The 24,504-nt window shown below is 72.8% G+C and carries 13 protein-coding genes; 10 read left to right on the forward strand and 3 right to left on the reverse strand.

The genetic code is table 11. The annotated features are described in order from the left end of the window. A partial coding sequence (locus tag LN042_RS19130; RefSeq protein WP_230052485.1) for a phosphatase PAP2 family protein occupies positions 1-920 on the forward strand: 920 nt, incomplete at its 5' end. A gap of 68 nt (positions 921-988) precedes the next feature. On the opposite strand, the gene LN042_RS19135 is transcribed toward LN042_RS19130, so the two are convergent. Continuing rightward, positions 989-1,552 carry an acetate uptake transporter gene (locus tag LN042_RS19135; protein ID WP_230052486.1) on the reverse strand — a complete coding sequence of 188 codons (564 nt, stop codon included), beginning with the start codon at positions 1,550-1,552 and terminating at the stop codon, positions 989-991. A gap of 320 nt (positions 1,553-1,872) precedes the next feature. Beyond that, positions 1,873-4,506 carry a SpoIIE family protein phosphatase gene (locus tag LN042_RS19140; RefSeq protein WP_249801236.1) on the reverse strand — a complete coding sequence of 878 codons (2,634 nt, stop codon included), beginning with the start codon at positions 4,504-4,506 and terminating at the stop codon, positions 1,873-1,875. A 440-nt stretch (positions 4,507-4,946) separates the two neighbouring features. Between LN042_RS19140 and LN042_RS19145 the strand changes: the two genes are divergently transcribed. The 8 genes from LN042_RS19145 (at position 4,947) to LN042_RS19180 (ending at position 17,589) form a co-directional block, all read left to right on the forward strand. Beyond that, positions 4,947-9,533 (forward strand): HAMP domain-containing protein, encoded by a 4,587-nt coding sequence (locus LN042_RS19145; RefSeq protein ID WP_230052571.1) that lies wholly within the window; start codon positions 4,947-4,949, stop codon positions 9,531-9,533. A gap of 260 nt (positions 9,534-9,793) precedes the next feature. Further along, the gene (locus LN042_RS19150) at positions 9,794-10,453 is read left to right on the forward strand and encodes a response regulator (protein ID WP_230052488.1); all 660 of its coding nucleotides are present in this window, start codon (positions 9,794-9,796) and stop codon (positions 10,451-10,453) included. A gap of 163 nt (positions 10,454-10,616) precedes the next feature. After that, positions 10,617-13,340 carry a DNA translocase FtsK gene (locus LN042_RS19155; protein ID WP_230052489.1) on the forward strand — a complete coding sequence of 908 codons (2,724 nt, stop codon included), beginning with the start codon at positions 10,617-10,619 and terminating at the stop codon, positions 13,338-13,340. Positions 13,341-13,478: 138 nt separating this feature from the next. Beyond that, positions 13,479-14,333 carry a helix-turn-helix domain-containing protein gene (locus tag LN042_RS19160; RefSeq protein WP_308191827.1) on the forward strand — a complete coding sequence of 285 codons (855 nt, stop codon included), beginning with the start codon at positions 13,479-13,481 and terminating at the stop codon, positions 14,331-14,333. A gap of 69 nt (positions 14,334-14,402) precedes the next feature. Beyond that, a complete protein-coding gene (rimO, locus tag LN042_RS19165) occupies positions 14,403-15,875 on the forward strand; it encodes a 30S ribosomal protein S12 methylthiotransferase RimO (protein ID WP_230052491.1) in 1,473 nt (490 codons plus the stop codon). Further along, positions 15,872-16,516, forward strand: a complete 645-nt coding sequence (pgsA, locus tag LN042_RS19170; RefSeq protein WP_230052492.1) for a CDP-diacylglycerol--glycerol-3-phosphate 3-phosphatidyltransferase — start codon at positions 15,872-15,874, stop codon at positions 16,514-16,516. Before rimO ends, pgsA begins: the two co-directional genes overlap by 4 nt. After that, the gene (locus tag LN042_RS19175; protein WP_230052493.1) at positions 16,513-17,025 is read left to right on the forward strand and encodes a CinA family protein; all 513 of its coding nucleotides are present in this window, start codon (positions 16,513-16,515) and stop codon (positions 17,023-17,025) included. The genes pgsA and LN042_RS19175 overlap by 4 nt, the downstream gene beginning before the upstream one ends. 195 nt (positions 17,026-17,220) lie before the next feature. After that, positions 17,221-17,589, forward strand: coding sequence for a helix-turn-helix domain-containing protein (locus LN042_RS19180; RefSeq protein ID WP_101382402.1), 369 nt, complete (start codon positions 17,221-17,223; stop codon positions 17,587-17,589). Between the two features lie 315 nt (positions 17,590-17,904). On the opposite strand, the gene LN042_RS19185 is transcribed toward LN042_RS19180, so the two are convergent. Next, positions 17,905-22,596 carry an ATP-dependent helicase gene (locus LN042_RS19185; protein ID WP_230052494.1) on the reverse strand — a complete coding sequence of 1,564 codons (4,692 nt, stop codon included), beginning with the start codon at positions 22,594-22,596 and terminating at the stop codon, positions 17,905-17,907. 210 nt (positions 22,597-22,806) lie between these two features. Here LN042_RS19185 and LN042_RS19190 point away from each other — a divergent pair, with 210 nt between their 5' ends. Further along, positions 22,807-24,477, forward strand: a complete 1,671-nt coding sequence (locus tag LN042_RS19190) for a S8 family serine peptidase (protein WP_230052495.1) — start codon at positions 22,807-22,809, stop codon at positions 24,475-24,477. Positions 24,478-24,504: the final 27 nt, after the last annotated feature.

Consider the following 24,504-nt stretch of genomic DNA (forward strand, 5'->3'; position numbering starts at 1 on the left):
GACCCGTCGGGGCTTCTTCGCGTTCCGGCGCAGCACGCTACCCTCTCAGCCGGCACTACAGCTCGGTGGAGAGGCGCACGGCGTTGCAGAACCTGACCTTGTCGTGGCAGAGCGCCGGTACCGCCGGGGCCGTGCTCCTCGGAGCCGCCTACGCCGTGCACCGGGCGCGACCGGCGAGGACGACGCTGGTCGCCGTCCTCCGCGAGGCCGGCACCCTGCTGGCCCTGTTCGCGCTCTGGCAACTGGTCGGCCGGTTCTCGCTGATGTCGACGGACCACGCGCTGGACCGCGCCGAGTGGATCCATCGCACCGAGCTGAAACTCGGCCTGCCCGACGAGGCGTCCTGGCAACAGGCGATGATGTCGCACTCGGTGCTGCTGCGGCTGGCCAACTACTACTACGCGGTCATGCACTTCGGCGTGATGATCGCGATGCTGCTCTGGCTCTTCCTCCGGCACCGTGACCGCTACCCGTGGGTTCGGAACACGGTCGTGCTGGTCACCGCGAGCTGCCTGCTGATCCAGTTCGTCCCGGTGGCGCCGCCCCGGATGCTGACCGACCAGGGGTTCGTCGACGTCGCCGCGCAGTACGGCCAGTCCGTCTACACCGCGGGCCTCGGCGGGGTCCACGCGGACGAGCTGTCGGCGATGCCCTCGGTGCACGTGGCGTGGTGCGTGCTGGTGGCGGTCGCGGTGATCGCGGTGTCCGAGTCCGCCTGGCGCTGGCTGGTCCTGGTGCATCCGCTGCTGACCATCGCCGTCGTGGTGGTGACGGCCAACCACTTCTGGGCTGACGGCATCGTCGCCCTCTGGCTGCTGCTACTGGCCTACGCGGCGCAGTACGCCGCCGGCCGCAGGCGGCGGCGCTCCCCGGCGCGCGCCTGGCAGGGCGCGCCGGAGACCCAGCGGGTGGCGCGCTGACAGCGCAGAGGGTCCGGCGGGCGCTGCCGACGATCGGCACCGCCCGCCGGACCCGGGGAGGCGTTACCTCACTTGACCGGCAGGGCCGCCCGGCCCCAGCCGCTGTTGGTCAGTACGGCGGTGGCCCAGTACCAGCTGACCAACCCCGCGGCCGCGGCGATCCAGCCGGCCAGCTTGACCACCCAGCCGGTGCTGCCGAGGGTGCCGACCGCGTTCAGCACCAACGCGACGGCCAGCAGGCCGTAGACCCCGCGGCTGAACATCCCGGACTGCCAGCCGGCCGCGGCGAGCGTGATCGCCAGTAGCGCCCAGAGCAGCAGGAAGAGGCCCGCCGCGTTCTTGCCGTGCATTCCCGGGCTTATCGACCAGGCTGCCCAGAACGCGCCGAGCCCGGCGAAGGCGGTGCCGGAGAAGGTGTCGCCGGAGCGGAACTGCCACAGGCCGGCGACGAACAGTGTGATCCCGCCGACCACATGGGCGAGCCCGGCGGCGTCGGCGACGCCGGTGCGGTGCAGGACCCCGGTCTGCAGCAGGCCGAAGGCGAGGAGGGTCAGTCCGAGTGCGAGGTAGCCGAGAGGACCCGCCTCGAGGGAAGCGGATCGGGCGTTGGCCCCGGAAGCGTCAGTGCTCACCGGAGGCCTCCTTTCCTGGGTGTGCCGATATCGCTCGTATACGCACCCCCTCGGGCATGGCGGTGCCTCGGAGGGTGGTGGGTGTGCGGGGAGTGGGAGGTTTGCCGACGGCGTCGGCGGAGCGCCGACCGTCGCGGTGTCCGGGCAGCACGGCTGCCGGGACCACTGGTGCCGGGGAGGAAATCCCCGGTCAGCAGGTCTCTACCCAGGGTGACGGTGCTTGTACCCTTGTGAATGCCAGATTTTGTCGGTTCGTCAGCTGATCGAGTCTTGCTCGTGATCGGCCCACCGGCTCACCGGACAGGGTCCCAGCTGCGGACTCAACCCTGCCGCTGGGCCGGCAACCGCAGGGCGATGATCGCCATGTCGTCGCACGGCGGCTCCGGAGCGAACCGCTCCACCGCCCGCTGCACCCGGGCCGCCACCGCTCCCGCCGTGAGCCCGGTACAGCCGGTGAGCACCTCGGCCAGCCCGTCCTCGCCGAGCATCCGCATGCCCTCGCGCCGCTCGGTCACCCCGTCGGTCACGCAGAGCAGCACCTCCCCGGGCTCCAGCACCACCCGCTCGACCGTCAGCTCCAGCTGCTCCATCACCCCGAGCAGCGGCTGCGAGGTGGCCGCCGCGGCCACCTGGCCGTCGGGGCGCAGCCGCAGCGGCAGCGGATGGCCGGCGCAGACCAGGTCGAGCTCGGCGCGGCCGTCCGGGAGCGGCGTCAACTCACCGTAGAGCAGGGTGAGGAAGCGACCCCGGTCGCCCTCGTCGAGGATCGCCCGGTTGAGCCGGGCGAGCACCTGCGGCGCGTCCAGGCCCTCGCGGGCCAGCAGCCGCAGCGAGTTGCGGGCCAACCCGGTCACCGACGCGGCCTGCGGCCCGGTGCCGCAGACGTCGCCGATCGCGAAGCCGTAGGTGCCCTCGCGGATCGCGAACAGGTCGTAGAAGTCGCCGCCGACCTCGTTGCCCTCGCCGGCGGCCTGGTAGAAGACCTCCACCTCGACGCCCGGGATCTTCGGCAGCTCCGGCGGCAGCAGGCTGCGCTGCAGTGCCTGGCTGGTGGCGCTGCGCTCGGAGTAGAGGCGGGAGTTGTCCATCGCCAACGCTCCGCGCCGGGAGAGGTCCTCGGCCAGCTCCACGGTCTCCTGACGGAACGACACCCCGGCCCGGGTGCCCAGGACCAGCAGCCCGATCGCCCGGTTGCGGGCGGAGAGCGGCAGCACCACCGTCTCGCCGACCAGCCCGGCGGGCTCGGCCGCGGTCATCGCCTCGGCCGGGCCGCTCCAGAACGCGGTGCCGTCGGCGGTGATCCGGGCCGCCGCCGGGGTGCGGCGCAGCAGCGCCCGCAGCGGGTCGATCCGGTCCTCCTCCTCGTGCAGCACGAAGGCGAGTTCGGCGTACTCACTGCGTTCGGCCAGCGTGTAGACGGCGCACCAGGAGGCCAGCGTGGGCACCGCCATCTGGGCCATCAGGGCCAGCGTCTGCTGGTGCTCCAGGGTGCCGGCCAGCAGGTCGGAGGCCTCGACCAGGAAGGACAGGGCGCCGCGGCGCAGCCGCTCCCGTTCGGCGAGCCGGGCGTTCTCGACGGTGAGCGCGATCCGGTCGGCGGCGAACTGCAGGCGCAGCGCATGGTCGTTGTCGTACTGGGCCGCCTGCCTGGCAGCCACCCCGAGCGAGCCGATCAGCCGGCCCTCCACCTTGAGCGGCACGGTGATCAGCGAGCGCAGCCCGCTGCCGATCAGCAGCGGGGCGCTGTGCGGCCGCAGCGCCAGGTCGTCGTGGACGGCGGGCAGCCGGGCGGAGTCGTAACGGGACTGGCCGGAGTCGATCGGGAGCCGGACGTTCTTGGTGCGTTCGGCCGCCAGTCCGGTGGCGGCCCGGACCTCGAACTCGGTCTCGTCCTCGGTGGTCAGCAGCAGATAGGAGGCGTCGCCGTCGAGCAGGTCGCGGGCCCGCTCCACGGTCTGCTGCAGCAGGCCTGACAGGTCGTCGGCCCAGACGCCCTCGGGCAGCAGGTCCAGCGGTTCGAGGCCGACGAGCGCGGGCCCTGCCGGGGCCCGCTGGTCGGGGCTGCGCAGCACGGCGCGGTCCCGCTCGCGGACCATCAGGCACAGGGTGGCCGGCGCTCCGGTGGGATCCAGCACCCGGACCTGGCAGCCGTAGACCTCGATGGTGCGCTGGTCGGCGCGGCGGACCCCGAACACGCCCTCCCAGCGGGCCAGTCGCAGCGCCGCCTCCAGCGGTCCGGCGGGGCTCTGCGGCCAGACCACCAGCTCCGCCCAGGGCCGCCCGACGGCCTCGACGGCCGGGCGGCGGAACAGTTCTTCGGCGTCGGTGTTCCAACTGCGGACCACGCCCTCGGAGTCCAGCTGGGCGACGGCCACCAGCACCGGACCGTCGGTGCTCGGCAGCACCTCGCCGGGAGCCTGGGGGAGCGCGAACCGCGTGCCGGGGAGCGCGCGTTGCAGCGGGAGCCGGAACCAGACGGTCTTCTGCCCGGCGGCGTACTCCACGCCCCAGCGGCTGGACAGCGCCGAACACATGAGCAGTCCGCGCCCGCCCTCACCCTCGGCGTCCGCGAAGTGCTCCGAGTGCTCCGAGTCCGGCTCGTCGGCCGACCCGGCGGCCAGGGTCGGCAGACCGCGTTCCGGGTGGTGGTCGGTGACCCCGATCTGGACGGAGTCCTCCTCGCGCAGGCAGCTGACCTCGGCGGCGGTACCCGCGTGCACCACCGCGTTCGTGACCAGCTCACTGACCAGCACGATCGCGTCGTCGACCACCTCGGGCAGCCCCCAGCCCAGCAGTGCGTCCCGGACGAATCCGCGCGCGGCCGAAGCCGACCGGCCGTCCGGCTCGAAGGTGGCGGCTGCGCGCGCGGTGACCACGGGCTGCTTCTCCTCTGCGTCGGGTAGCTGCTCGGCGCCTGGTGCCTCCCCCCGGCCTTCGGCCGGGAGGGCCCCCATGGCTGGGTGGCGCTGTCCCGGTGGACCGGCCGGGGGACGTGCAGCGCTCCACCCTACTTTCCGGACGGCTTCCCCGTGGGCAAGGGTGACCGAAACGGGCACTCGAGGGTGATTCTGCCCACCACACGCCTCTCACAATGATGGGAGGACTCGCAAGCGGGTCAACAACGTCGGTCGGTACTGTCAGACTGGGGGATCCGCCCGAGTCCGCAGCCGGACCCCGGGCGGCGGACACCAGCCAGTTGCGACGTGGGAGGGTCCCGTTGAGTTCGGCCACCAAGGACGCTGTCGGGCAGAACGCCACCGGGCAGAAGAGCGCACCGGGTGCCCGTGGTGCCCGGTCGACCACCGCACCGCGCGGTGGAGCGGGTCGGCGCGCGGCGCACAGCCGCGGAGCGGAGCCCGCCGAGCTGCGCAAGCTGCTCGGGGCGCTGACCGCGATGCGCGACGGAAACTTCCGGCGCCGGCTCACCGTGCCCGGCGACGGCCTGGTGGCGGAGATCGCGGCGGTCTTCAACGAGGTCGCCGAGCGCAACCAGCACCTCACCGGCGAGCTGTCCAGGGTGCGGCGCGCGGTGGGCCGCGAGGGCCGGCTGACCGCCCGGCTGGAGAGCGGGGCCGGTGAGGGCGCGTGGGCCTCGGCGGTGGACAACTGCAATGCGCTGATCGACGACCTGGCCCGTCCGATGGCCGAGGTGGGCCGGGTGCTGTCGTCGATCGCCGAGGGCGACCTGGACCAGCGGATGGAGCTGCGCTCGACCCTGCCGGACGGCGGCAGCCAGCCGCTGCGCGGTGAGTTCCTCAAGGTCGGCCGGACCGTGAACAGCCTGGTCGACCAGCTCTCGGAGTTCACCGACGAGGTGACCCGGGTGGCGATCGAGGTCGGCACCGAGGGCAAGCTGGGCGGCCAGGCCCGGGTGCGCTCGATGTCCGGCAGCTGGAAGGACCTGGCCGACTCGGTCAACACCATGGCGGGCCGGCTGACCGCCCAGGTGCGCAACATCGCCGAGGTGACCACCGCGGTGGCCAAGGGCGACCTGTCCCGCAAGGTCACGGTCGACGTGGCCGGCGAGATGCTGGAGCTGAAGAACACCGTCAACACGATGGTGGACCAGCTGAACTCCTTCGCGGCGCAGGTGACCAGGGTGGCCCGCGAGGTGGGTACCGAGGGCCGCCTCGGTGGTCAGGCGCAGGTGCCGGGTGTCGCGGGTGTGTGGCGTGATCTCACCGATTCGGTGAACTTCATGGCCAACAACCTGACGGACCAGGTGCGCAACATCGCCCAGGTGACCACGGCGGTGGCGCGGGGTGATCTGTCGCAGAAGATCCAGGTGGACGCCCGGGGCGAGATCCTGGAGCTGAAGAACACCATCAACACCATGGTCGACCAGCTCTCGGCCTTCGCGGCGCAGGTGACCCGGGTGGCCCGGGACGTCGGCACCGAGGGCCGGTTGGGCGGTCAGGCGCAGGTGCCGGGTGTCGCGGGTGTGTGGCGTGATCTCACCGATTCGGTGAACTTCATGGCCAACAACCTGACGGACCAGGTGCGCAACATCGCCCAGGTGACCACGGCGGTGGCGCGGGGTGATCTGTCGCAGAAGATCCAGGTGGACGCCCGGGGCGAGATCCTGGAGCTGAAGAACACCATCAACACCATGGTCGACCAGCTCGGTTCGTTCGCCGACGAGGTGACCCGGGTGGCGCGGGACGTCGGCACCGAGGGCATCCTGGGCGGTCAGGCCACCGTGCCCGGCGTCTCCGGCACCTGGAAGGACCTGACCAACAGCGTCAACTTCATGGCGTCCAACCTGACCAGTCAGGTGCGCAACATCGCCGAGGTCACCACGGCGGTGGCCAAGGGCGACGTCTCCAAGAAGATCACCGTCGACGCGCGCGGCGAGATCCTGGAGCTGGTCACCACCGTCAACACCATGGTCGACCAGTTGAGCGCCTTCGCCGACGAGGTGACCCGGGTGGCCCGGGAGGTCGGCACCGAGGGCATCCTCGGCGGCCAGGCCCGGGTCCGCGGGGTCTCGGGCATCTGGAAGGACCTGACCGACAACGTCAACTTCATGGCGTCCAACCTGACCAGCCAGGTCCGCAACATCGCCGAGGTGGCCACCGCGGTGGCCCGCGGCGACCTGTCCAAGAAGATCACCATCGAGGCCCAGGGCGAGGTCGCCGCCCTGGCCGGCACCCTGAACACGATGGTCGACCAGCTGAGCGCCTTCGCCGTCCAGGTCACCAGGGTGGCCCGCGAGGTCGGTACCGACGGCATCCTGGGCGGACAGGCGGACGTCCCGGGCGTGGCCGGCATCTGGAAGGACCTCACCGACAACGTCAACCAGATGGCCAACAACCTCACCGGGCAGGTCCGCAACATCGCCCTGGTGATCACCGCGGTGGCCCGGGGCGACCTGTCGCAGAAGATCGACGTCGACGCCCGGGGCGAGATCCTGGAGCTCAAGACCAGCATCAACACCATGGTCGACCAGCTGAGCTCGTTCGCCGACGAGGTGACCCGGGTGGCCCGCGAGGTGGGCACCGACGGACGGCTCGGCGGCATCGCCCGGGTGCCCGGGGTGGACGGCACCTGGCAGGACCTCACCGAGTCGGTGAACGAACTGGCCAACAACCTGACCAGGCAGGTGCGCGCGATCGCCCAGGTGGCGACCGCCGTGACCCGCGGCGACCTGTCCCTGCGCATCGACGTCGACGCCTCCGGCGAGATCGACGAGCTCAAGGACAACATCAACCAGATGATCGCCAACCTGCGCGAGACCACCCGGACCAACCAGGAGCAGGACTGGCACAAGACCAACATCGCCCGGTTCTCCGGCCTGTTGCAGGGCCGGCGGGACCTGGAGGCGGTGGCCTCGTTGATCATGAGCGAGCTGACCCCGGCGGTCTCCGCCCAGCACGGCGCGTTCTTCCTCGCCCAACCAGCCGGCCGCTCCTCGGAGATGGTCACCGAGGACGACGACGAGGCCGACACCGTGCTGCGGCTGATCGGTTCCTACGGCTACCAGCGCCGCTCGATGCCGACCACCTTCCGGCCCGGCGAGTCGCTGGTCGGCCAGGCCGCGATCGAGAAGCGCCCGATCAGCCTGACCGAGGCGCCCCCCGGGTACCTGCGGATCTCCTCGGCGCTCGGCGAGTCCCAGCCCGCCCACGTGGTGGTGCTGCCGGTGCTCTTCGAGGGCCGGCTGCTCGGCGTGATCGAACTGGCCACCTTCAGCTCGTTCACCAGTGTGGTGATGGACTTCCTCACCCAGGTCGCCGACCTGATCGGGGTCACCGTCAACACCATCAGCGTCAACACCAAGACCGAGGGCCTGCTGCTGGAGTCCCAGCGGCTGACCGCCGAACTGTCGATGCGCTCCGCCGAGTTGGAGGCCCGCCAGGAGGAGCTGGAGCGGACCAACGAGGAGCTGCAGGAGAAGGCCGAGCAACTGGCCCAGCAGAACCGCGACATCGAGATCAAGAACAGCGCGATCGAGGAGGCGCGCCGGGTGCTGGAGGAGCGCGCCGAGCAGCTCGCCCAGGCCAACCGCTACAAGAGCGAGTTCCTCGCCAACATGTCGCACGAGCTGCGCACCCCGCTCAACTCGCTGCTGATCCTGGCCAAGTTGCTGTCCGACAACAACGAGGGCAACCTCTCGTCCAAGCAGGTCGAGTTCGCCGACACCATCCACGGCGCCGGATCCGACCTGCTGCAGCTGATCAACGACATCCTCGACCTGTCCAAGGTGGAGGCCGGGAAGATGGACGTGCGCCCGGCCCGGATCGCGCTGGTGCAGCTGACCGACTACGTGGAAGCGGCGTTCCGCCCGCTCACCGCGGAGAAGGGCCTGGAGTTCACCGTCAACGTCTCGCCCGACCTGCCCGCCACCCTGCACACCGACGAGCAGCGGCTCCAGCAGGTGCTGCGCAACCTGCTGTCCAACGCGGTGAAGTTCACCGAGGCCGGCACGGTGCGCCTGGAGATCGGCCCGGCCGGTCCGGTGGTGCCGCAGCACATCCGGGAGCAGTTGCTGGAGTCGGGCCGGATCGACGACCCGGACGCCCCGCTGGTGGCCTTCTCGGTGACCGACACCGGGATCGGCATCCCCGACGACAAGCTGCGGGAGATCTTCGAGGCGTTCAAGCAGGCCGACGGCACCACCAGCCGCAAGTACGGCGGCACCGGCCTGGGGCTGTCGATCAGCCGGGAGCTCGCCCGGTTGCTCGGTGGCGAGATCCACGCACAGAGCGAGTTCGGCCGGGGCAGCACCTTCACCCTCTACCTGCCGCTGTTGCAGGACGTGCCGGAGACCGCGGCGGAGCGCGGGCTGCCGGCGGGCGGCCAGTTGCGGGCCCCGGCCGGTGTCAGCCCGACCGGGGAGCCGGCGCCGGTCGGGGAGGCGGTGTTCGACGAGAAGAACCCCGCGGAGCAGTGGGCCCAGGAGGTCCGGGAGTTGGCGATGGAGCGGCGGCGGGGTGCGGCCGAGCGCCGCCGGGCGGCCGCCGAGCAGCCGGGGTCGGTCGCGCCGCCGCAGCCGGCCGAGCAGGCCGACAGGCCGCGGCAGTCCGACTCGGCCACCGCGAACCGGGTCGAGGACCTGCCGGCGCCCCGGACGGGCTCCGGTCCGGGGTTCGAAGGCCGGTTCGACGGCGAGGAGGTGCTGATCGTCGACGACGACGTGCGCAACGTCTTCGCGCTGACCAGCGTCCTGGAGCAGTACGGGCTCACCGTGCTGTACGCGGAGAACGGCCGCGAGGGGATCGAGGTGCTGGAGCAGCACGAGAACATCTCGCTGGTGCTGATGGACATCATGATGCCGGAGATGGACGGCTACGCGACCACCGAGGCGATCCGCCGGATGCCGCAGTTCGCCGGGTTGCCGATCATCGCGTTGACCGCCAAGGCGATGAAGGGCGACAAGGAGAAGAGCATCGAGGCGGGCGCCACGGATCACGTGACCAAGCCGGTGGACACCGATCACCTGCTCGGCGTGATGCGGCACTGGTTGGGGGCGCGCGGTTAGCGCTCTGGCACCGGCGTTTACTGGCGAGGCGGACCGGGAACCCGCTAGGGTCACTCATCGTTGCGAACAGTAACCGGACGACGACGGTGCGCGGGGCGGCAGCGGCGTTTCCCGGGTCGGCAGGTGCCTTCTGCGGCCTGTGACGAGCATCCGATACGGCTGGGCAAGGGGGTGCGGCTAGCATGGCCGGGACAGTGGCGAGCGGCACGCGAGTGCCGGCGCGCGGGAAACAGGCGGGCCATTCGGCAGGAGGGCGGGTCGTGGTGCAGAAGGCGAAGATCCTCCTGGTCGATGACCGGGCGGAGAACCTGCTCGCCCTGGAGGCGATCCTGTCGGCCCTGGACCAGACGCTGGTCCGGGCCGTCTCGGGCGAAGAGGCGCTGAAGGCGCTGCTCACCGACGACTTCGCGGTGATCCTGCTGGACGTCCAGATGCCCGGTATGGACGGCTTCGAGACGGCCGCCCATATCAAGCGCCGTGAGCGCACCCGGGACATTCCGATCATCTTCCTGACTGCGATCAACCACGGTCCACACCACACCTTCCGCGGCTATGCGGCCGGTGCGGTGGACTACATCTCCAAGCCGTTCGACCCGTGGGTGCTGCGCGCCAAGGTGTCGGTCTTCGTCGACCTCTACATGAAGAACTGCCAGCTCAAGGAGCAGGCGGCGCTGCTGCGCCTGCAGTTGGAGGACGGGGCCGCGGACGGCGGTGCCCCCGGCGGCGACTCCGCCGAGCCGCTGCTCGCCGAGCTCAGTGCCCGGCTGGCGTCGGTGGAGGAGCAGGCCGAGACGCTGACCAAGCAGTTGGACGACTCCCCGGAGACCGCGGCCGCCGCCACCGCCGCCCACCTGGAGCGCAAGTTGGTCGCGCTGCGGGCCGCCCTGGACGCGCTGCGGCCCGGCACCGTCGTCGACTGAGCCCTGGCTGCCGCCCGACGTGCCGTCAACCCTCCGTCGCCGGGTCGACCGTGTGGGTGATTGGGAGTGCCTGACGGAGTGTCGGCGGGCCGAGGCGACACACCCCGGGGCATGACGGTCGGTCATGTGTCCCGCGCGGGAGGCCGCCGGTAGGCTCTGGTACATGGCCACACGGACGCCCGGCAACGCACGCAGCTCCAGTTCGGGTCCGGCGAAGAAGGCCGCCCCCGCGCGGAAACCGGCCGCTCGCAAGCCCGCCGCGAAACCCGGCGCCAAGCCCGTCAAGGCCCCCGCGAAGGCCGGCAAGGCCGCCGCCGCCGCCAAACCCGCCCCGGCCCCGGCGCCGCGCCGCCGCCATCCGGTGGTCCGCGCCATGGGCGGGGTGGCCGGCGGGGTCGGCACGGTCTTCCGCGGCTTCGGCACCGGCGCCAGGAACCTGCATCCGGCGCACCGAAAGGACGGCCGGGCGCTGCTGCTGCTGGCGCTCGCCCTGGTGGTCGGAGCCGGCACCTGGTTCAGCCCGCAGGGCTGGCTCGGCGCGGCCGCCACCGTGGTGGTCAGCGGGCTGTTCGGCCGGCTCGGTGTGCTGGTCCCGCTGCTGATGGCGGGAATCGCGATCCGGCTGCTGCGCCATCCGGAGCTGCCGGAGGCCAATGGGCGGATCGTCATCGGCCTGAGCACCCTGGTGGTCGGGGTGCTCGGCCTGGTGCACATCGGCTGCGGAGCGCCCGGCATGCAGAACGGCGCGGCCCGGCTGCGGGAGTCCGGCGGCATCCTCGGTTGGGGCGTCTCCACTCCGCTGATGGCCGCCGCCGGGCCGCCGCTGGCCGTGCCGCTGCTGCTGCTGCTCACCTTCTTCGGTGTGCTGGTGGTCACCGCCACCCCGGTCAACAAGATCCCGGAGCGGCTGCGGTTGCTCTTCGTGCGCCTGGGCGTCGCCGAGCCGCTGCCCGCCGACGGCTACGGCGACTACGACGAGTACGGCCGTGAGTACGCCACCGGTGACCGGGAGCTCTCCACCGAGCCGCCGGAGGACGCGGACCCGCTGGCCCTGCCGTACACCGTGGACGGCGACCATCCCGACGACGAGGTGGCGGCCCGGCGCCGCAAGCGCGGCCGGCGCAAGCAGGTGGACGAGCCCGAGCTCGCCCCGGCGGTGCCCGACATGTTCGTCAAGGACCCGTTCCAGACCCGCGACCTGGCCGCCGGAGTGGCCGCCGATCTGGACGGCGCCCTGCTGCACGGAGTGCCCGCCTCGCCGGCGGTGGCCAGCATCATGCACCAGGTGCAGGACCGGACCGCGCCCCCGGAGGAGCCCGCGGTGCCGGCGGCCCGTGCCGCGGCTCCGACGGGTGGCGCGTCGGCCGCGCCTGCCGAGCAGGCGGCCGCCCCGCAGCGGATGGAGCAGCTGCAACTGCTCTCCGGCAGCGACTACGCGCTGCCCTCGCTGGAGCTGCTGGAGCGCGGGGGGCCGGCCAAGGCCCGCAGCGCCCTCAACGACGAGGTGGTCGCCCAGCTGACCGCCACCTTCGCCGAGTTCAAGGTCGACGCCAGGGTCACCGGCTTCACCCGCGGCCCGACGGTCACCCGCTACGAGGTGGAGCTCGGGCCGGCCGTGAAGGTCGAGCGGATCACCGCGCTGGCCAAGAACATCGCCTACGCGGTGGCCAGCCCGGACGTGCGGATCATCAGCCCGATCCCGGGCAAGTCCGCGGTGGGCATCGAGATCCCCAACCGGGACCGGGAGATGGTCAACCTCGGCGACATACTGCGCTCGCGCAGCGCCGCGGAGGACACCCATCCGATGGTGGTCGGCATGGGCAAGGACGTCGAGGGCCACACGGTGCTCGCCAACCTGGCCAAGATGCCGCACATCCTGGTGGCCGGCGCCACCGGTGCGGGCAAGTCGAGCTGCATCAACTGCCTGATCACCTCGGTGCTGATGCGGGCCACCCCCGACGAGGTGCGGATGGTCCTGGTCGACCCCAAGCGGGTCGAGCTGACCGCCTACGAGGGCATCCCGCACCTGATCACGCCGATCATCACCAACCCGAAGAAGGCTGCCGAGGCGCTGCAGTGGGTGGTCCGCGAGATGGACCTGCGCTACGACGACCTGGCGGCCTACGGCTTCCGGCACGTGGACGACTTCAACGCGGCGGTGCGGGCCGGCACGGTGACCCCGCCGCTCGGCAGTGAGCGGGAGCTGACGCCCTATCCGTACCTGCTGGTGATCGTCGACGAGCTGGCCGACCTGATGATGGTCGCCCCGCGCGACGTCGAGGACTCGGTGGTCCGGATCACCCAGTTGGCCCGCGCGGCCGGCATCCACCTGGTGCTCGCCACCCAGCGGCCGTCGGTGGACGTGGTGACCGGGCTGATCAAGGCCAATGTGCCGTCCCGGCTGGCGTTCGCCACCTCGGCGATGGCCGACTCCCGGGTCATCCTGGACCAGCCGGGCGCCGAGAAGCTGGTCGGCAAGGGCGATGCGCTCTTCCTGCCGATGGGCGCCTCCAAGCCGGTCCGGATGCAGGGCGCGTTCGTCACCGAGGCCGAGATCGCCGCCGTGGTGAAGCACTGCAAGGACCAGCTGACCGCCGTCTACCGGGACGACGTGACGGTGGGCGGCGGACCGAAGAAGGAGGTCGACGAGGAGATCGGGGACGACCTGGAGCTGCTGATCCAGGCCGCCGAGCTGGTGGTCTCCACCCAGTTCGGCTCGACGTCGATGCTGCAGCGCAAGTTGCGGGTCGGGTTCGCCAAGGCGGGGCGGCTGATGGACCTGATGGAGTCCCGCGGCATCGTGGGGCCCAGCGAGGGGTCCAAGGCCCGGGACGTGCTGGTCAAGCCCGACGAGTTGGACGGGGTACTGGCCACTCTGCGCGGGTAGGGCTCTGATGGTCCGTCAGTACCGTGCGTCCCGGTGGCCCCGGGGTGCGCGTTCGGTCGAACTCCGGTTGAGAAACGATTCGCCAGCACCCCTAGACTGTTCTTCCAGCAGGTGGCCTCCGCTCGAAAGGCGTGCCCAGTGACCGTCGGCAAGTCTTCCCACCGTGACAACAGCCGATCCTCCACCGGTGACACCGCAGCCGATCCCGGTGTCCAGGCCGACGTTCCCTCGATCGGGCGCACACTCGCCGGGGCACGGGAAGCGGCCGGGCTGACGGTCGATGAGGTGAGCGCCGCCACCCGGGTGCGGGTGCCGATCGTGCACTCCATCGAGGAGGACGACTTCAGCCGCTGCGGCGGCGACTTCTACGCGCGCGGGCACATCCGAGCGGTGGCCCGGGCGGTCGGCGCCGACGGCGACACCCTGGTGGCCTGGTACGACGCCGTCCACGGCACCGAGCCGGTGCAGCTGGCGCCGGTGGCGGCGCTGGAGGCCAAGCGGATGAGGATCGGGCAGGGGCGGCCGAACTGGACCGCCGCGATGGTGGTGGCGATCGTCGCGGTGATCCTGCTGATCGGCTTCAACCTGGTCAACGGCAAGTCCACCAGGGCACCGAGCGGCTCGGCCAGTGCACCGCTGCCCAGCGCGACCAGCTCGGCGCCCGCCCCGCCGACCGGATCCGCGCAGCCGCCCGCGCCCGCGAGCACCGCGCCGATCGCCGCCGCCCCGGCCGACAAGGTCACCGTCAAGGTGGTCGGCGAGGGCGGCAGCAGCTGGGTGTCGGCGGTGGACGGCGACGGCAAGTCGCTGTTTCAGAACAATCTGGACGACGGCAAGGACCAGACCTTCACCGATCCGAAGCAGATCAAACTGGTGATCGGCAACGCGGCGGCCGTCCATCTGTACGTCAACGGCAAGGACCTCGGGCCCGCCGGGAAGGACGGACAGGTGGTCCACCTCACCTACACCCCAGGTGATCCGCAGGCCGGCTGAGTCGCCCGTCGTTCGCCGCGCGGCCTCCGGGGGAAACGGCACCGGGGGCCGCGCGTTAATCTTGGCCCTATGCCTGAACGCCGTACTGTCGCACTGGTCACGCTCGGATGCGCCCGCAACGAGGTCGACTCCGAGGAACTCGCCGGGCGACTGGAGGCCGATGGCTGGCTGCTGGTCGACGACGCGAGTGATGCCGATGTCGCCGTGGTCAACACCTGTGGTTTCGTCGAGGCCGCCAAGAAGGACTCGGTCGACGCCCTCCTGGAGGCCAACGACCTCAAGGGGCACGGCCGCACCCAGGCCGTGGTCGCGGTCGGCTGCATGGCCGAGCGCTACGGCAAGGAGCTGGCCGACGCCCTGCCCGAGGCCGACGGCGTGCTCGGCTTCGACGACTACGCCGACATCAGCGACCGCCTGCAGACCATCCTGTCCGGCGGGCACCACGCGCCGCACCTGCCGCGTGACCGCCGCAAGCTGCTCCCGCTGACCCCGGTCGAGCGCCAGGCCGCCGCGACCGAGATCGCGCTGCCCGGGCACGGCGGTGCCCAGCCGTCGATCGCGGACCTGCCCGAGGGCGTGGCTCCGGCCTCCGGCCCGCGCACCCTGCGCAAGCGACTGGACGACTCCCCGGTGGCCTCGATCAAGCTCGCCTCCGGCTGCGACCGGCGCTGCTCGTTCTGCGCGATCCCGGCCTTCCGCGGCTCGTTCATCTCCCGACGCCCCTCCGACGTGCTGAACGAGGCGGTCTGGCTGGCCGAGCAGGGCGTCCGCGAGGTGGTCCTGGTCAGTGAGAACAACACCTCCTACGGCAAGGACCTGGGCGACATCCGGCTCCTGGAGACGCTGCTGAGCGAGATCGCGGCGGTGCCCGGCATCGAGCGGGTCCGGGTCAGCTACCTGCAGCCCGCCGAGATGCGCCCCGGCCTGGTCGACGTGATGACCGGCACCGCCGGCGTGGTGCCCTACTTCGACCTGTCCTTCCAGCACTCGGCCCCGGCGGTGCTGCGCCGGATGCGCCGCTTCGGCAACACCGACCAGTTCCTGCAGCTGCTGAGCACCATCCGGGACAAGGCCCCGCAGGCGGGCGCCCGGTCCAACTTCATCGTCGGCTTCCCCGGCGAGACGGAGGAGGACTTCGCGGAGCTGGAACGGTTCATCACCGAGGCCGGCCTGGACGCGATCGGCGTCTTCGGCTACTCCGACGAGGACGGCACCGAGGCGGCGACCTTCGACGGCAAGCTGCCCGAGGACGTGGTGGCCGACCGGCTGGCCCGGCTCACCCGACTGGCCGAGGAGCTCACCGCGCAGCGTGCCGAGCAGCGGATCGGCACCGAGGTCGAGGTGCTGGTCGAGTCCCTCGAGGACGGCGAGGTCATCGGCCGCGCCGCCCACCAGGCTCCGGAGACCGACGGCCTGACCACCCTGGTCGGCGCCGAGCAGGCCGTCGTGGGCCGGTTCTACCGCGCCCGGGTGATCGCGTCCGAGGGAGTGGACCTGGTGGCCGAGGTGATCGAGGCCGCGTCTCCGGCGGCTGCGGCATGACCGGCGGGCCGGGCAGCCCGGCAGCGGCCCGCCCGGCCCAGCCCGGGGCCGCCAAGCCGGCGGTGCCCTCGCTGTGGAACCTCGCCAACCAGCTGACCATGCTGCGTCTCGCGCTGGTGCCGGTCTTCGTGGTGCTGCTGCTCGCCGACGGCGGGCACAATCCCAAGTGGCGGGCGGTGGCCTGGGCGGCGTTCGCGATCGCCATGATCACCGACCTGTTCGACGGGGAGATCGCCCGCCGGCACGGCCTGGTCACCGACTTCGGCAAGATCGCCGACCCGATCGCCGACAAGGCGATCATGGGCGCCGCGCTGATCGGGCTCTCGGTGCTGGGCGACCTGCCCTGGTGGATCACCGCGGTGATCCTCGCCCGTGAGCTGGGCATCACCCTGATGCGCTTCTGGGTGATCCGGTACAGCGTCATCCCGGCCAGCCGGGGTGGCAAGCTGAAGACGCTGACCCAGGGCGTCGCGGTCGGCATGTACGTGCTGCCGCTGACCGGCTGGCTGGCCACCGGCCGGGCGGTGCTGATCGGACTGGCCGTGGTGCTCACCGTGGCCAGCGGAGCCGACTACGTGCGCCAGGCGGTGCGACTGCGCCGCGAGGGTCTGGCCCGGGCCGAGGAGGCGAAGGCGAAGTGACCGAGTACCTGCCGCTGGCTCAGCAAGTCCACCACGAACTGCTCGGGCTCCGCGCGACCCTGGCGGTGGCCGAGTCGCTCACCGGTGGCCTGCTGGCGGCCCAGCTGGTGGACGTGCCCGGCGCCTCCGCGACCTTCCGGGGATCGGTCACCGCCTACGCCACCGAGCTGAAGGCCGAGCTGCTGGGCGTGGACGAGGGGCTGCTCGCGGTGCACGGTCCGGTGCATCCGGTGGTGGCCCGGCAGATGGCCGAAGGAGTGCGCCGGCTGCTCGGTGCCACCTACGGCCTCGCGACCACCGGAGTGGCGGGGCCGGAACCGCAGCACGGTCAGCCAGTCGGCACAGTCCACCTGGGTTTCGCCGGTCCTGGTGGAACTCTGGTGAGATCGCCCCGGCTGTCGGGAGACCGTGCCACAATCCGACGAAAGGCCGTGACCGGCGCTCTGGAGCTCTTTCTGGCGCGGGCGGTGGCCGTCGGGAACGCCAATGGCGCCACCAGCGTCAGTTGAACAACGGCTGAACAGGCCGAATCCGGGAAACCTCTCGGTACCAAGGGCGTGTGTGCGCCCGGGGCGGGAACAACAGGGGAGGGGAGAGGCTTGCAGCCCAGAGTGAACACGACCACGGTCCCCGCACGGGAAGCGGGCAAGGCGGTACGGTGGGGACGTGACATCTCGATCCGCAGTCCGAGGAGGGAGCAACCGATGATCCTGCTCCGTCGCCTCTTGGGTGACGTGCTGCGTCGGCAGCGCCAGCGCCAGGGCCGCACACTTCGCGAGGTGTCGGCCGCCGCACGAGTTTCGCTCGGATACCTCTCCGAGGTCGAGCGCGGGCAGAAGGAGGCCTCCTCCGAGCTGCTCTCCGCGATCTGTGACGCACTCGACGTCCGGATGTCCGAGGTCATGCGCGAGGTGAGCGACGAGCTGTCGCTGGCCGAGCTTGCCGCGATGGCCGCCCTCTCCGAGGACGACCTGCTCCGTCCGGTGCTGGAGCCCGTACAGCTTCCCGCTCCGGGGGAACGGATGAGCACGATCACTCCGAAGGCCGCGGCCGTGGATGTCGTTGCTGCCTGACTCGCGCTGCTGACCTGAACGCTTGATGAGCATCAGGGGGGCCGGGAGAAGGAGCCGCGCGTGCACCGAGGCACCGAGGGCGCGGGCCGAATAGGTCCGCGCGGCCGTCGCCGGTCGGCGCTCGCCCGCGGCCGGGCGCTTCGCGTGGTCTGGCCGTTAGGCGTGGCGCTCTGGTTACTGTTCGCCGCCTGTCTGATATCCACCGGCACGCCGCACGGCTCCGGTGCCTTCTTCGCACTGCTCACCCTCGGCGGCTGGGGCCTCGGGGTGCTGCCGGTGCACTCGGACAGCCGGGCCCGGGGGCCGGTCCGGAGGTCAACCGCGCAGTCGCAGCCCGCGCGGAGTGGCGTGGAAGCCGGCCTCCTCGAGGACGGCGCCGAGCCCTGAGCCCAGTGCGGGCTCGCCGTTGGTCCGCTCCACCGTCAGACCGCTGAGCAGCCCCCGGCGCACCCCGTCCACCAGCGCGCCCACGGCCGCGGTCAGCACCTGCGGGGACTGCGTCCAGCAGAGCAGCGACTTGCCGCCGCGCTCCAGGTACAGCACCAGCTCACCGTCGACCAGCACCACCAACGCGCCCGCCTTGCGGCCGGGGCGGTGGGCGGTGGCCTGCTCGCCCGGCGGCTCGGGCCAGGGCAGCGCGGCACCGTAGGCATTGGCCGGGTCGGCCGCGGCCAGTAGCTGGGCGGCCGGGCGGTCGGCCGGGCCCGGACCGCGCTCGGGCCACTCGGTGGCGGCCGCCCGCTCCAGCCGCCCGTTGACCGAGCGGAGCCGGTCGGCGGCGCCGTCCATCGCGAACTGGGCGCCACCCAATCCCTCCACCAGGTAGCCGCGACGGGCCCGGCCGCGCTCCTCGAAGGCGGAGAGCACCTGGTAGACGCCGGCGAAACCGCCCGGGATCCGCTCGGCCTGCACCGCGCCCCGGGTCAGCACCCCGTGGCGGTCCAGCAGCACCTGCGCCTGGGCGGCGGCCCGGCCGGTCGGCTCGGCGGGGGCGGGCAGCATCGACCAGCGGCCGCCCGTGGTCGGGTCGCTCGGGAGCCGGGCCGAGACCCGGCCCAGCCCGCCGTACCGGGCGCGCGGCACCGAGCGCGGTGCGCGGTGTGCGGTCGACCCGGGGGTGCGGCCGGAGCCGAGCAGCGCCCGGACCGGGCCCAGGGTGTCGTTGGTGACCAGGCCGGCCCAGACCAGGTCCCACAGCGCGGCGGCGATTTCCGGCTCGGGGGTGTCCGGCAGCTGGGTGCCGAGCTGTTTGAAGAGCAGTCCGTAGCCGCTGGCCAGGGCGGAGAGCAGCGCCTCGTGCAGCGGGGTGCGGGTGAACGGGAGCGGCTCGGGGCGCACCAGGTCGGCGGTCTCGGCCAGATGCAGGCTGATCCAGCCGTCCTTGCCGGGCAGCGCGCCGGCCCCGGCCCAGCCGATCTCGCCCGCCTGCATCAGCCGGTCGAGCAGGCCGGGCTGGTAGTCGGCCAGCCGGGCGGGCAGGATCAGCCGCTCCAGCGCGGACGCCGGCAGCACCGTGCCCTGCAGCTGCTCGACCACCCGGTACAGCCCGTCCTCACCGCGCAGCTGGTGGCCGCTCAGATGCTGCCACTGCGGCAGGAAGGCGGCCAGGGCCCGCGGCGGCACCGCCTCCACCTCCTGGCGGAGCGCGGCCAGTGACCGGCGCCGCAGCCGGCGCAGCACCTCGGCGTCGCACCACTCGGGCTCGCCGGTGCCGCCGGCCTCCACCGGCCGGAACTCGCCCTGCACCAGCCGCCCGGCGGCGGTCAGCCGCTGCAGCGTGCCGACGACCACGGCGCTGCCCAGGCCGAACCGGGCGGCCGCCCGGGGGGCGGTGAACGGCCCGTTGGTCCGGGCGAACCGGGCCAGCAGGTCGCCGAGGGGATCCTTGACCGGCTCGGTGAAGGCCTCCGGGATGCCGACCGGCAGCGGCGTGCCCAGGGCGTCGCTGAGCCGCCCGGCGTCCTCGATCGCGGCCCAGCGCTGCTCGCCGGCGATCTTGACCAGGATGGCCCGGCGGGCCGCCTGCAACTCGGCCGGCCAGCCGGCTTCGGAGCCCCGCGCCAGCAGCTCCTCGGTGCTGAGCGGGCCGAGCAGCCGCAGGGCGTCGGCCACCCCCTCGACGTCCTTGATCCGGCGCTCAGGGGTGAGCCGCTGCAGCTCGGCCTCCAACTCGGCGAGCACCGCCGGGTCGATCAGCTCGCGCAGCTCGGCCTGGCCGAGCAGTTCGGCCAGCAGCCGGGAGTCCAGCGCGAGGGCGGCGGCCCGGCGCTCGGCCAGCGGCGAATCGCCCTCGTAGAGGTACTGGGCGACGTAGCCGAAGAGCAGCGAGCGGGCGAACGGCGAGGGCTCGGGCGTGGTGACCTCGACCAGCCGCACCGCGCGGGACTCCAGGTCGCGCATCAGCTCGACCAGGCCCGGCAGGTCGAAGACGTCCTGCAGGCACTCCCGGACGGCCTCCAGCACGATCGGGAACGAGCCGAACTCGCTGGCCACCTCGAGGAGTTGGGCGGCCCGCTGGCGCTGCTGCCAGAGCGGGGTGCGCTTGCCGGGGCTGCGGCGGGGCAGCAGCAGGGCGCGGCCGGCGCACTCGCGGAACCGGGAGGCGAACAGCGCTGAGCCGCCCACCTGGTCGGTGACCAGCTGCTCGATCTCACCCGGGTCGAAGAGCACCGCGTCGGCGCCCACCGGGGCCTCGTCGACCGCCGGCCCGTCAGCGACCGGGCTGCTGAAGTCGTAGTCGGGGGCGAGCAGGTCGACGTCCGGCAGCCGCAGCACGATGCCGTCGTCACCGTGCATCACCTGCGGGTCGAGCCCGTGCCGCTCGCGCAGCCTGGCCCCCAGGGCCAGCGCCCACGGGGCGTGCACCTGGGCACCGAACGGGGAGTGGACGACGATCCGCCAGTCGCCCAGCTCGTCCCGGAACCGCTCGACCACGATGGTGCGGTCGTCCGGCAGGTGACCGGTCGCCTGGCGCTGCTCGGCCAGGTAGCCGAGCAGGTTGTCGGCCGCCCAGTCGTCCAGCCCCGCGCCCAGCAGCCGCTGCCTCGCCTCGGGCTCGGGCAGGCTGCCCAGCTCGCGGACGAACGCGCCCAGCGCCCGGCCGAGTTCGAGCGGGCGGCCCAGTGAGTCGCCCTTCCAGAACGGGAGCCGGCCCGGCACTCCCGGAGCCGGGGTGACCAGCACCTTGTCATGGGTGATCTCCTGGATCCGCCAGGAGCTGGTGCCCAGGGTGAAGACATCGCCCACCCGGGACTCGTAGACCATCTCCTCGTCCAGCTCGCCCACCCGTCGCCCGCCACCACCCTTCTGACGAGGCGCTTCGCGCTGCCCCTCCTGGTGGCCGCCCTCGTAGGACTCGGAGCCGACGATGAAGACGCCGAACAGGCCGCGGTCCGGAATCGTGCCGCCGGAGGTGACGGCCAGGCGCTGGGCGCCGGGCCGGCCCGTGACCGTGCCGGCCACCCGGTCCCAGACCAGGCGGGGACGCAGCTCGGCGAAGGCGTCCGAGGGGTAGCGGCCGGCCAGCATGTCCAGCACCGAGTCGAAGGCGGACTGCGGCAGGGTGGCGAACGGCGCCGCCCGGCGGACCAGCGTAAGCAGCTCGTCCACGTCCCAGGTGTCCAACGCGGTGATCGCGACCAACTGCTGGGCCAGCACGTCCAGCGGGTTGCGCGGGATCCGCAGCGCCTCGATCCGGCCGGCCCGCATCCGCTCGGTCACCACCGCGGACTGCACCAGGTCGCCCCGGTACTTGGGGAAGACCACGCCGGTGGAGACCGCGCCCACCTGGTGCCCGGCCCGGCCGACCCGCTGCAGTCCGGAAGCCACCGAGGGCGGCGACTCCACCTGCACCACCAGGTCGACCGCGCCCATGTCGATGCCCAGCTCCAGGCTGGAGGTGGCGACCACGGCGGGCAGCCGGCCGGCTTTCAACTCCTCCTCCACCAGCGCCCGCTGCTCCTTGGAGACGGAGCCGTGATGGGCCCGGGCCAGCACCGGCGGGGCGCCCTTGGCCGCGCCCGAACCGCCCATCAGCTGGGCCGGACCGTGCCGCTCGGCCGGCGGGGCCCCGGTGGCGCGCTCATGGGCGATCTCGTTCAGCCGGTTGCAGAGCCGTTCGGCCAGCCGGCGGGAGTTGGCGAAGACGATGGTGGAGCGGTGGGCCTGGACCAGGTCGACGATCCGCTCCTCGACATGCGGCCAGATGCCGGCCGTCTGGGTCGGCTCGGTGGCGGCGGGGGCCGGCGAGAGCTCGCCCAGGTCGGCGACCGGGACCACCACCGAGAGGTCGAACTCCTTGGCCGCGGGCGGTTGGACGACGACGGCGCCGCGCTGGGGGGAGAGGAACCTCGCCACCTCGTCCACCGGCCGGACCGTGGCGGACAGGCCGATCCGCCGGGCCGGGCGCTCCAGCAACTGGTCCAGCCGCTCCAGGCTGAGCGCCAGGTGGGCGCCGCGCTTGGTGCCGGCCACCGCGTGCACCTCGTCGAGGATCACCGTGTCGACGGCGCGCAGCGCCTCCCGGGACGCCGAGGTGAGCAGCAGGAAGAGCGACTCGGGCGTGGTGATCAGGATGTCCGGCGGATGGCCCTGGAAGCGGCGGCGCTCGGCGGCCGGCGTATCACCCGAACGAGTGCCGACCTGCACCTCCGGCTCCGGCAGGCCGAGGCGGACCGCCGCCTGGCGCAGGCCGGCCAGCGGTGCCCGCAGGTTGCGCTCGACGTCCACCGCGAGGGCTTTCAGCGGGGACACGTAGAGGACCCGGAGGCGCCGGCGCGGATCGGCCGGCGGCGGGGCGCTGCTCAGCCGGTCGAGGGCGGCGAGGAAGGCCGCGAGGGTCTTGCCGGAGCCGGTGGGGGCGACCACCAGCACGTCGGACTCCCGGCGGATCGCGGCCCAGGCGCCGGCCTGGGCGGCGGTGGGCCGGTCGAAGGCGGCCTCGAACCAGGCCCGGGTGGCCGGCGCGAAGCCGGCCAGTGGGTCGGGGGAGAGCTGCTGGTCCGCCATGCCATCCATGGTGCCGGGTGGCACTGACAGTCCGGGGAGGGCGGTCGCACGGCGTGCACCGGATGGCGGCCCAGGTAAGGACATATCGGATGAAACGCTCATATGGTGAGGCCCAGGCGGCGAGGCTTCGAGGGTGATGAGGCTTCGAGGGCGGCTTCGAGGGCCGCGAGGCTGCGAGGCTTCGGTGGCTGCGACGAGCGGAGGACAGCGATGGCCGAGGTGCGGTTGGTCACCCGCGGCCGGCGTCGCTCCCTGGTGCTGCGCAGCGCTCCCGTCGTGCTCGCGGCGGTGCTCCTGCTCGGCGGGGCGCTCCCCTACATGGCGGGCGACCAGCGCTCGTACCTCAGTTTCCTGGTGCTGGCCGACCGGGCCGACGCCCAGGGCAGTGCCGCGGCGGACGCCGCGGTCCGGGCGCTGGGCGGCCGGCCGGTGCAGGACTACCCGCAGATCGGCGCGGTGCTCGCCTACTCCGCCGACGGCGACTTCGCGGAGCGGCTGCGCCGGCGGCCCGGGATCGCCGCGGCCGGGGCCACCCGCACCGAACCGGTGCCCGGGCCGCCGGGGGCGCTGGCCGGTGCGGGGGACTTCCGCCGTCCGGTGGTGTCGGGGCGGCCGTGGTCGGTGGAGCGGGTCGAGGGTGGCGTTCGTCGGTGGGGGGTCGGCGTGGCCGGGGTCGTCGGCGTCGAGTCGGTGCCCGGGGTGCCGTGGGCGCCGGCTAGTGCGGGGGGCTTTCGCCGTCCGGTGGTGTCGGGGCGGCCGTGGTCGGTGGAGCACCTCGAGGGCGACACCACCACGACGGTGCCGGATCCGGGCGAGCGCGGCGGCTGGAACCTGGCGATGATCGGCGACGACCCGGCAGCCCGGGGAGCCGGTCTGTTCACCGTGACCGGCGCCGGCCCGGCGACCGCGGCCGGCGAGCAGCGGGCCGCCGCGCTGCGTCGGGAGCTGGTCGCGGTGCTCGACTCCGGGGTCGACGACACCCACCCGGACCTGCGGGACGCGGTCAGCCCCGCCGACTCGGCCTCCTGTGCCGACGGCCGTCCGGACGCCCGGCGCGGCGCCTGGCGCCCGGACCCGTCGGTGGCGGAGAGCGGTCACGGCACCCATGTGGCCGGACTGGTCGGCGCGGCCCAGGACGGACACGGGATCGTCGGGGTGGCGCCCGGGGTGCGGATCGCGGCGGTGCGGCTGCTCGGACCGCTCGGGCAGTACTACCCGGAGAACATCGTCTGCGGGCTGCTGTGGGCGGCCGACCACGGTGCGGTGGCGATCAACAACAGCTACTTCGCCGACCCGTGGAAGTACAACTGCCCGGACGACCCGGACCAGGCCGCGATGATCCAGGCGGTGGACCGCGCGGTGGCCTACGCCCGGCGCGTCGCCGTGGTGGTGACCTCGGCGGGCAACGACACGCAGGACCTGGCCGGGCCGCGGACCGATCAGCGCAGTCCCAACGACCGGGCGGCCGGCCCGGCCCGGGACCGCCGGCTCGGCCCGGAGTGCATCCGGCTGCCCGGCGAGCTGCCCGGGGTGGTGTCGGTCAGCGCGGTCACCCGCAGCGGGACGGTCGCGGCCTACTCCAACTACGGCAAGGGCCGGATCACCCTGGCCGCGCCCGGCGGTGACCCGGACGGCGGGCCGGGCGAGGCGATCGTCTCGGACTGGCCCGGCGGCCGGTACGCCGCGCTGGCGGGCACCTCGATGAGCGCTGCCCAGGTGACCGGCGCCGTCGCGGTCGCCGCCGCACTGCATCCCGGGTGGGGGCCGGACCGGCTGCGGGACCTGCTGGTCGGTCTGGCCGCCGGGAACTGCCCGGTCGGACCAGGCCTGTGCGGAGACTCCAGCGGGTACGGCGCGGGGGTGCTGTCGGTGCCGCACTGACGGGCCGGCGCTGGGCGGCGCGAACCC

The sequence above is a fragment of the Kitasatospora humi genome, assembly GCF_020907985.1.
In the GTDB taxonomy this organism is placed as follows: Bacteria; Actinomycetota; Actinomycetes; order Streptomycetales; family Streptomycetaceae; genus Kitasatospora; species Kitasatospora humi.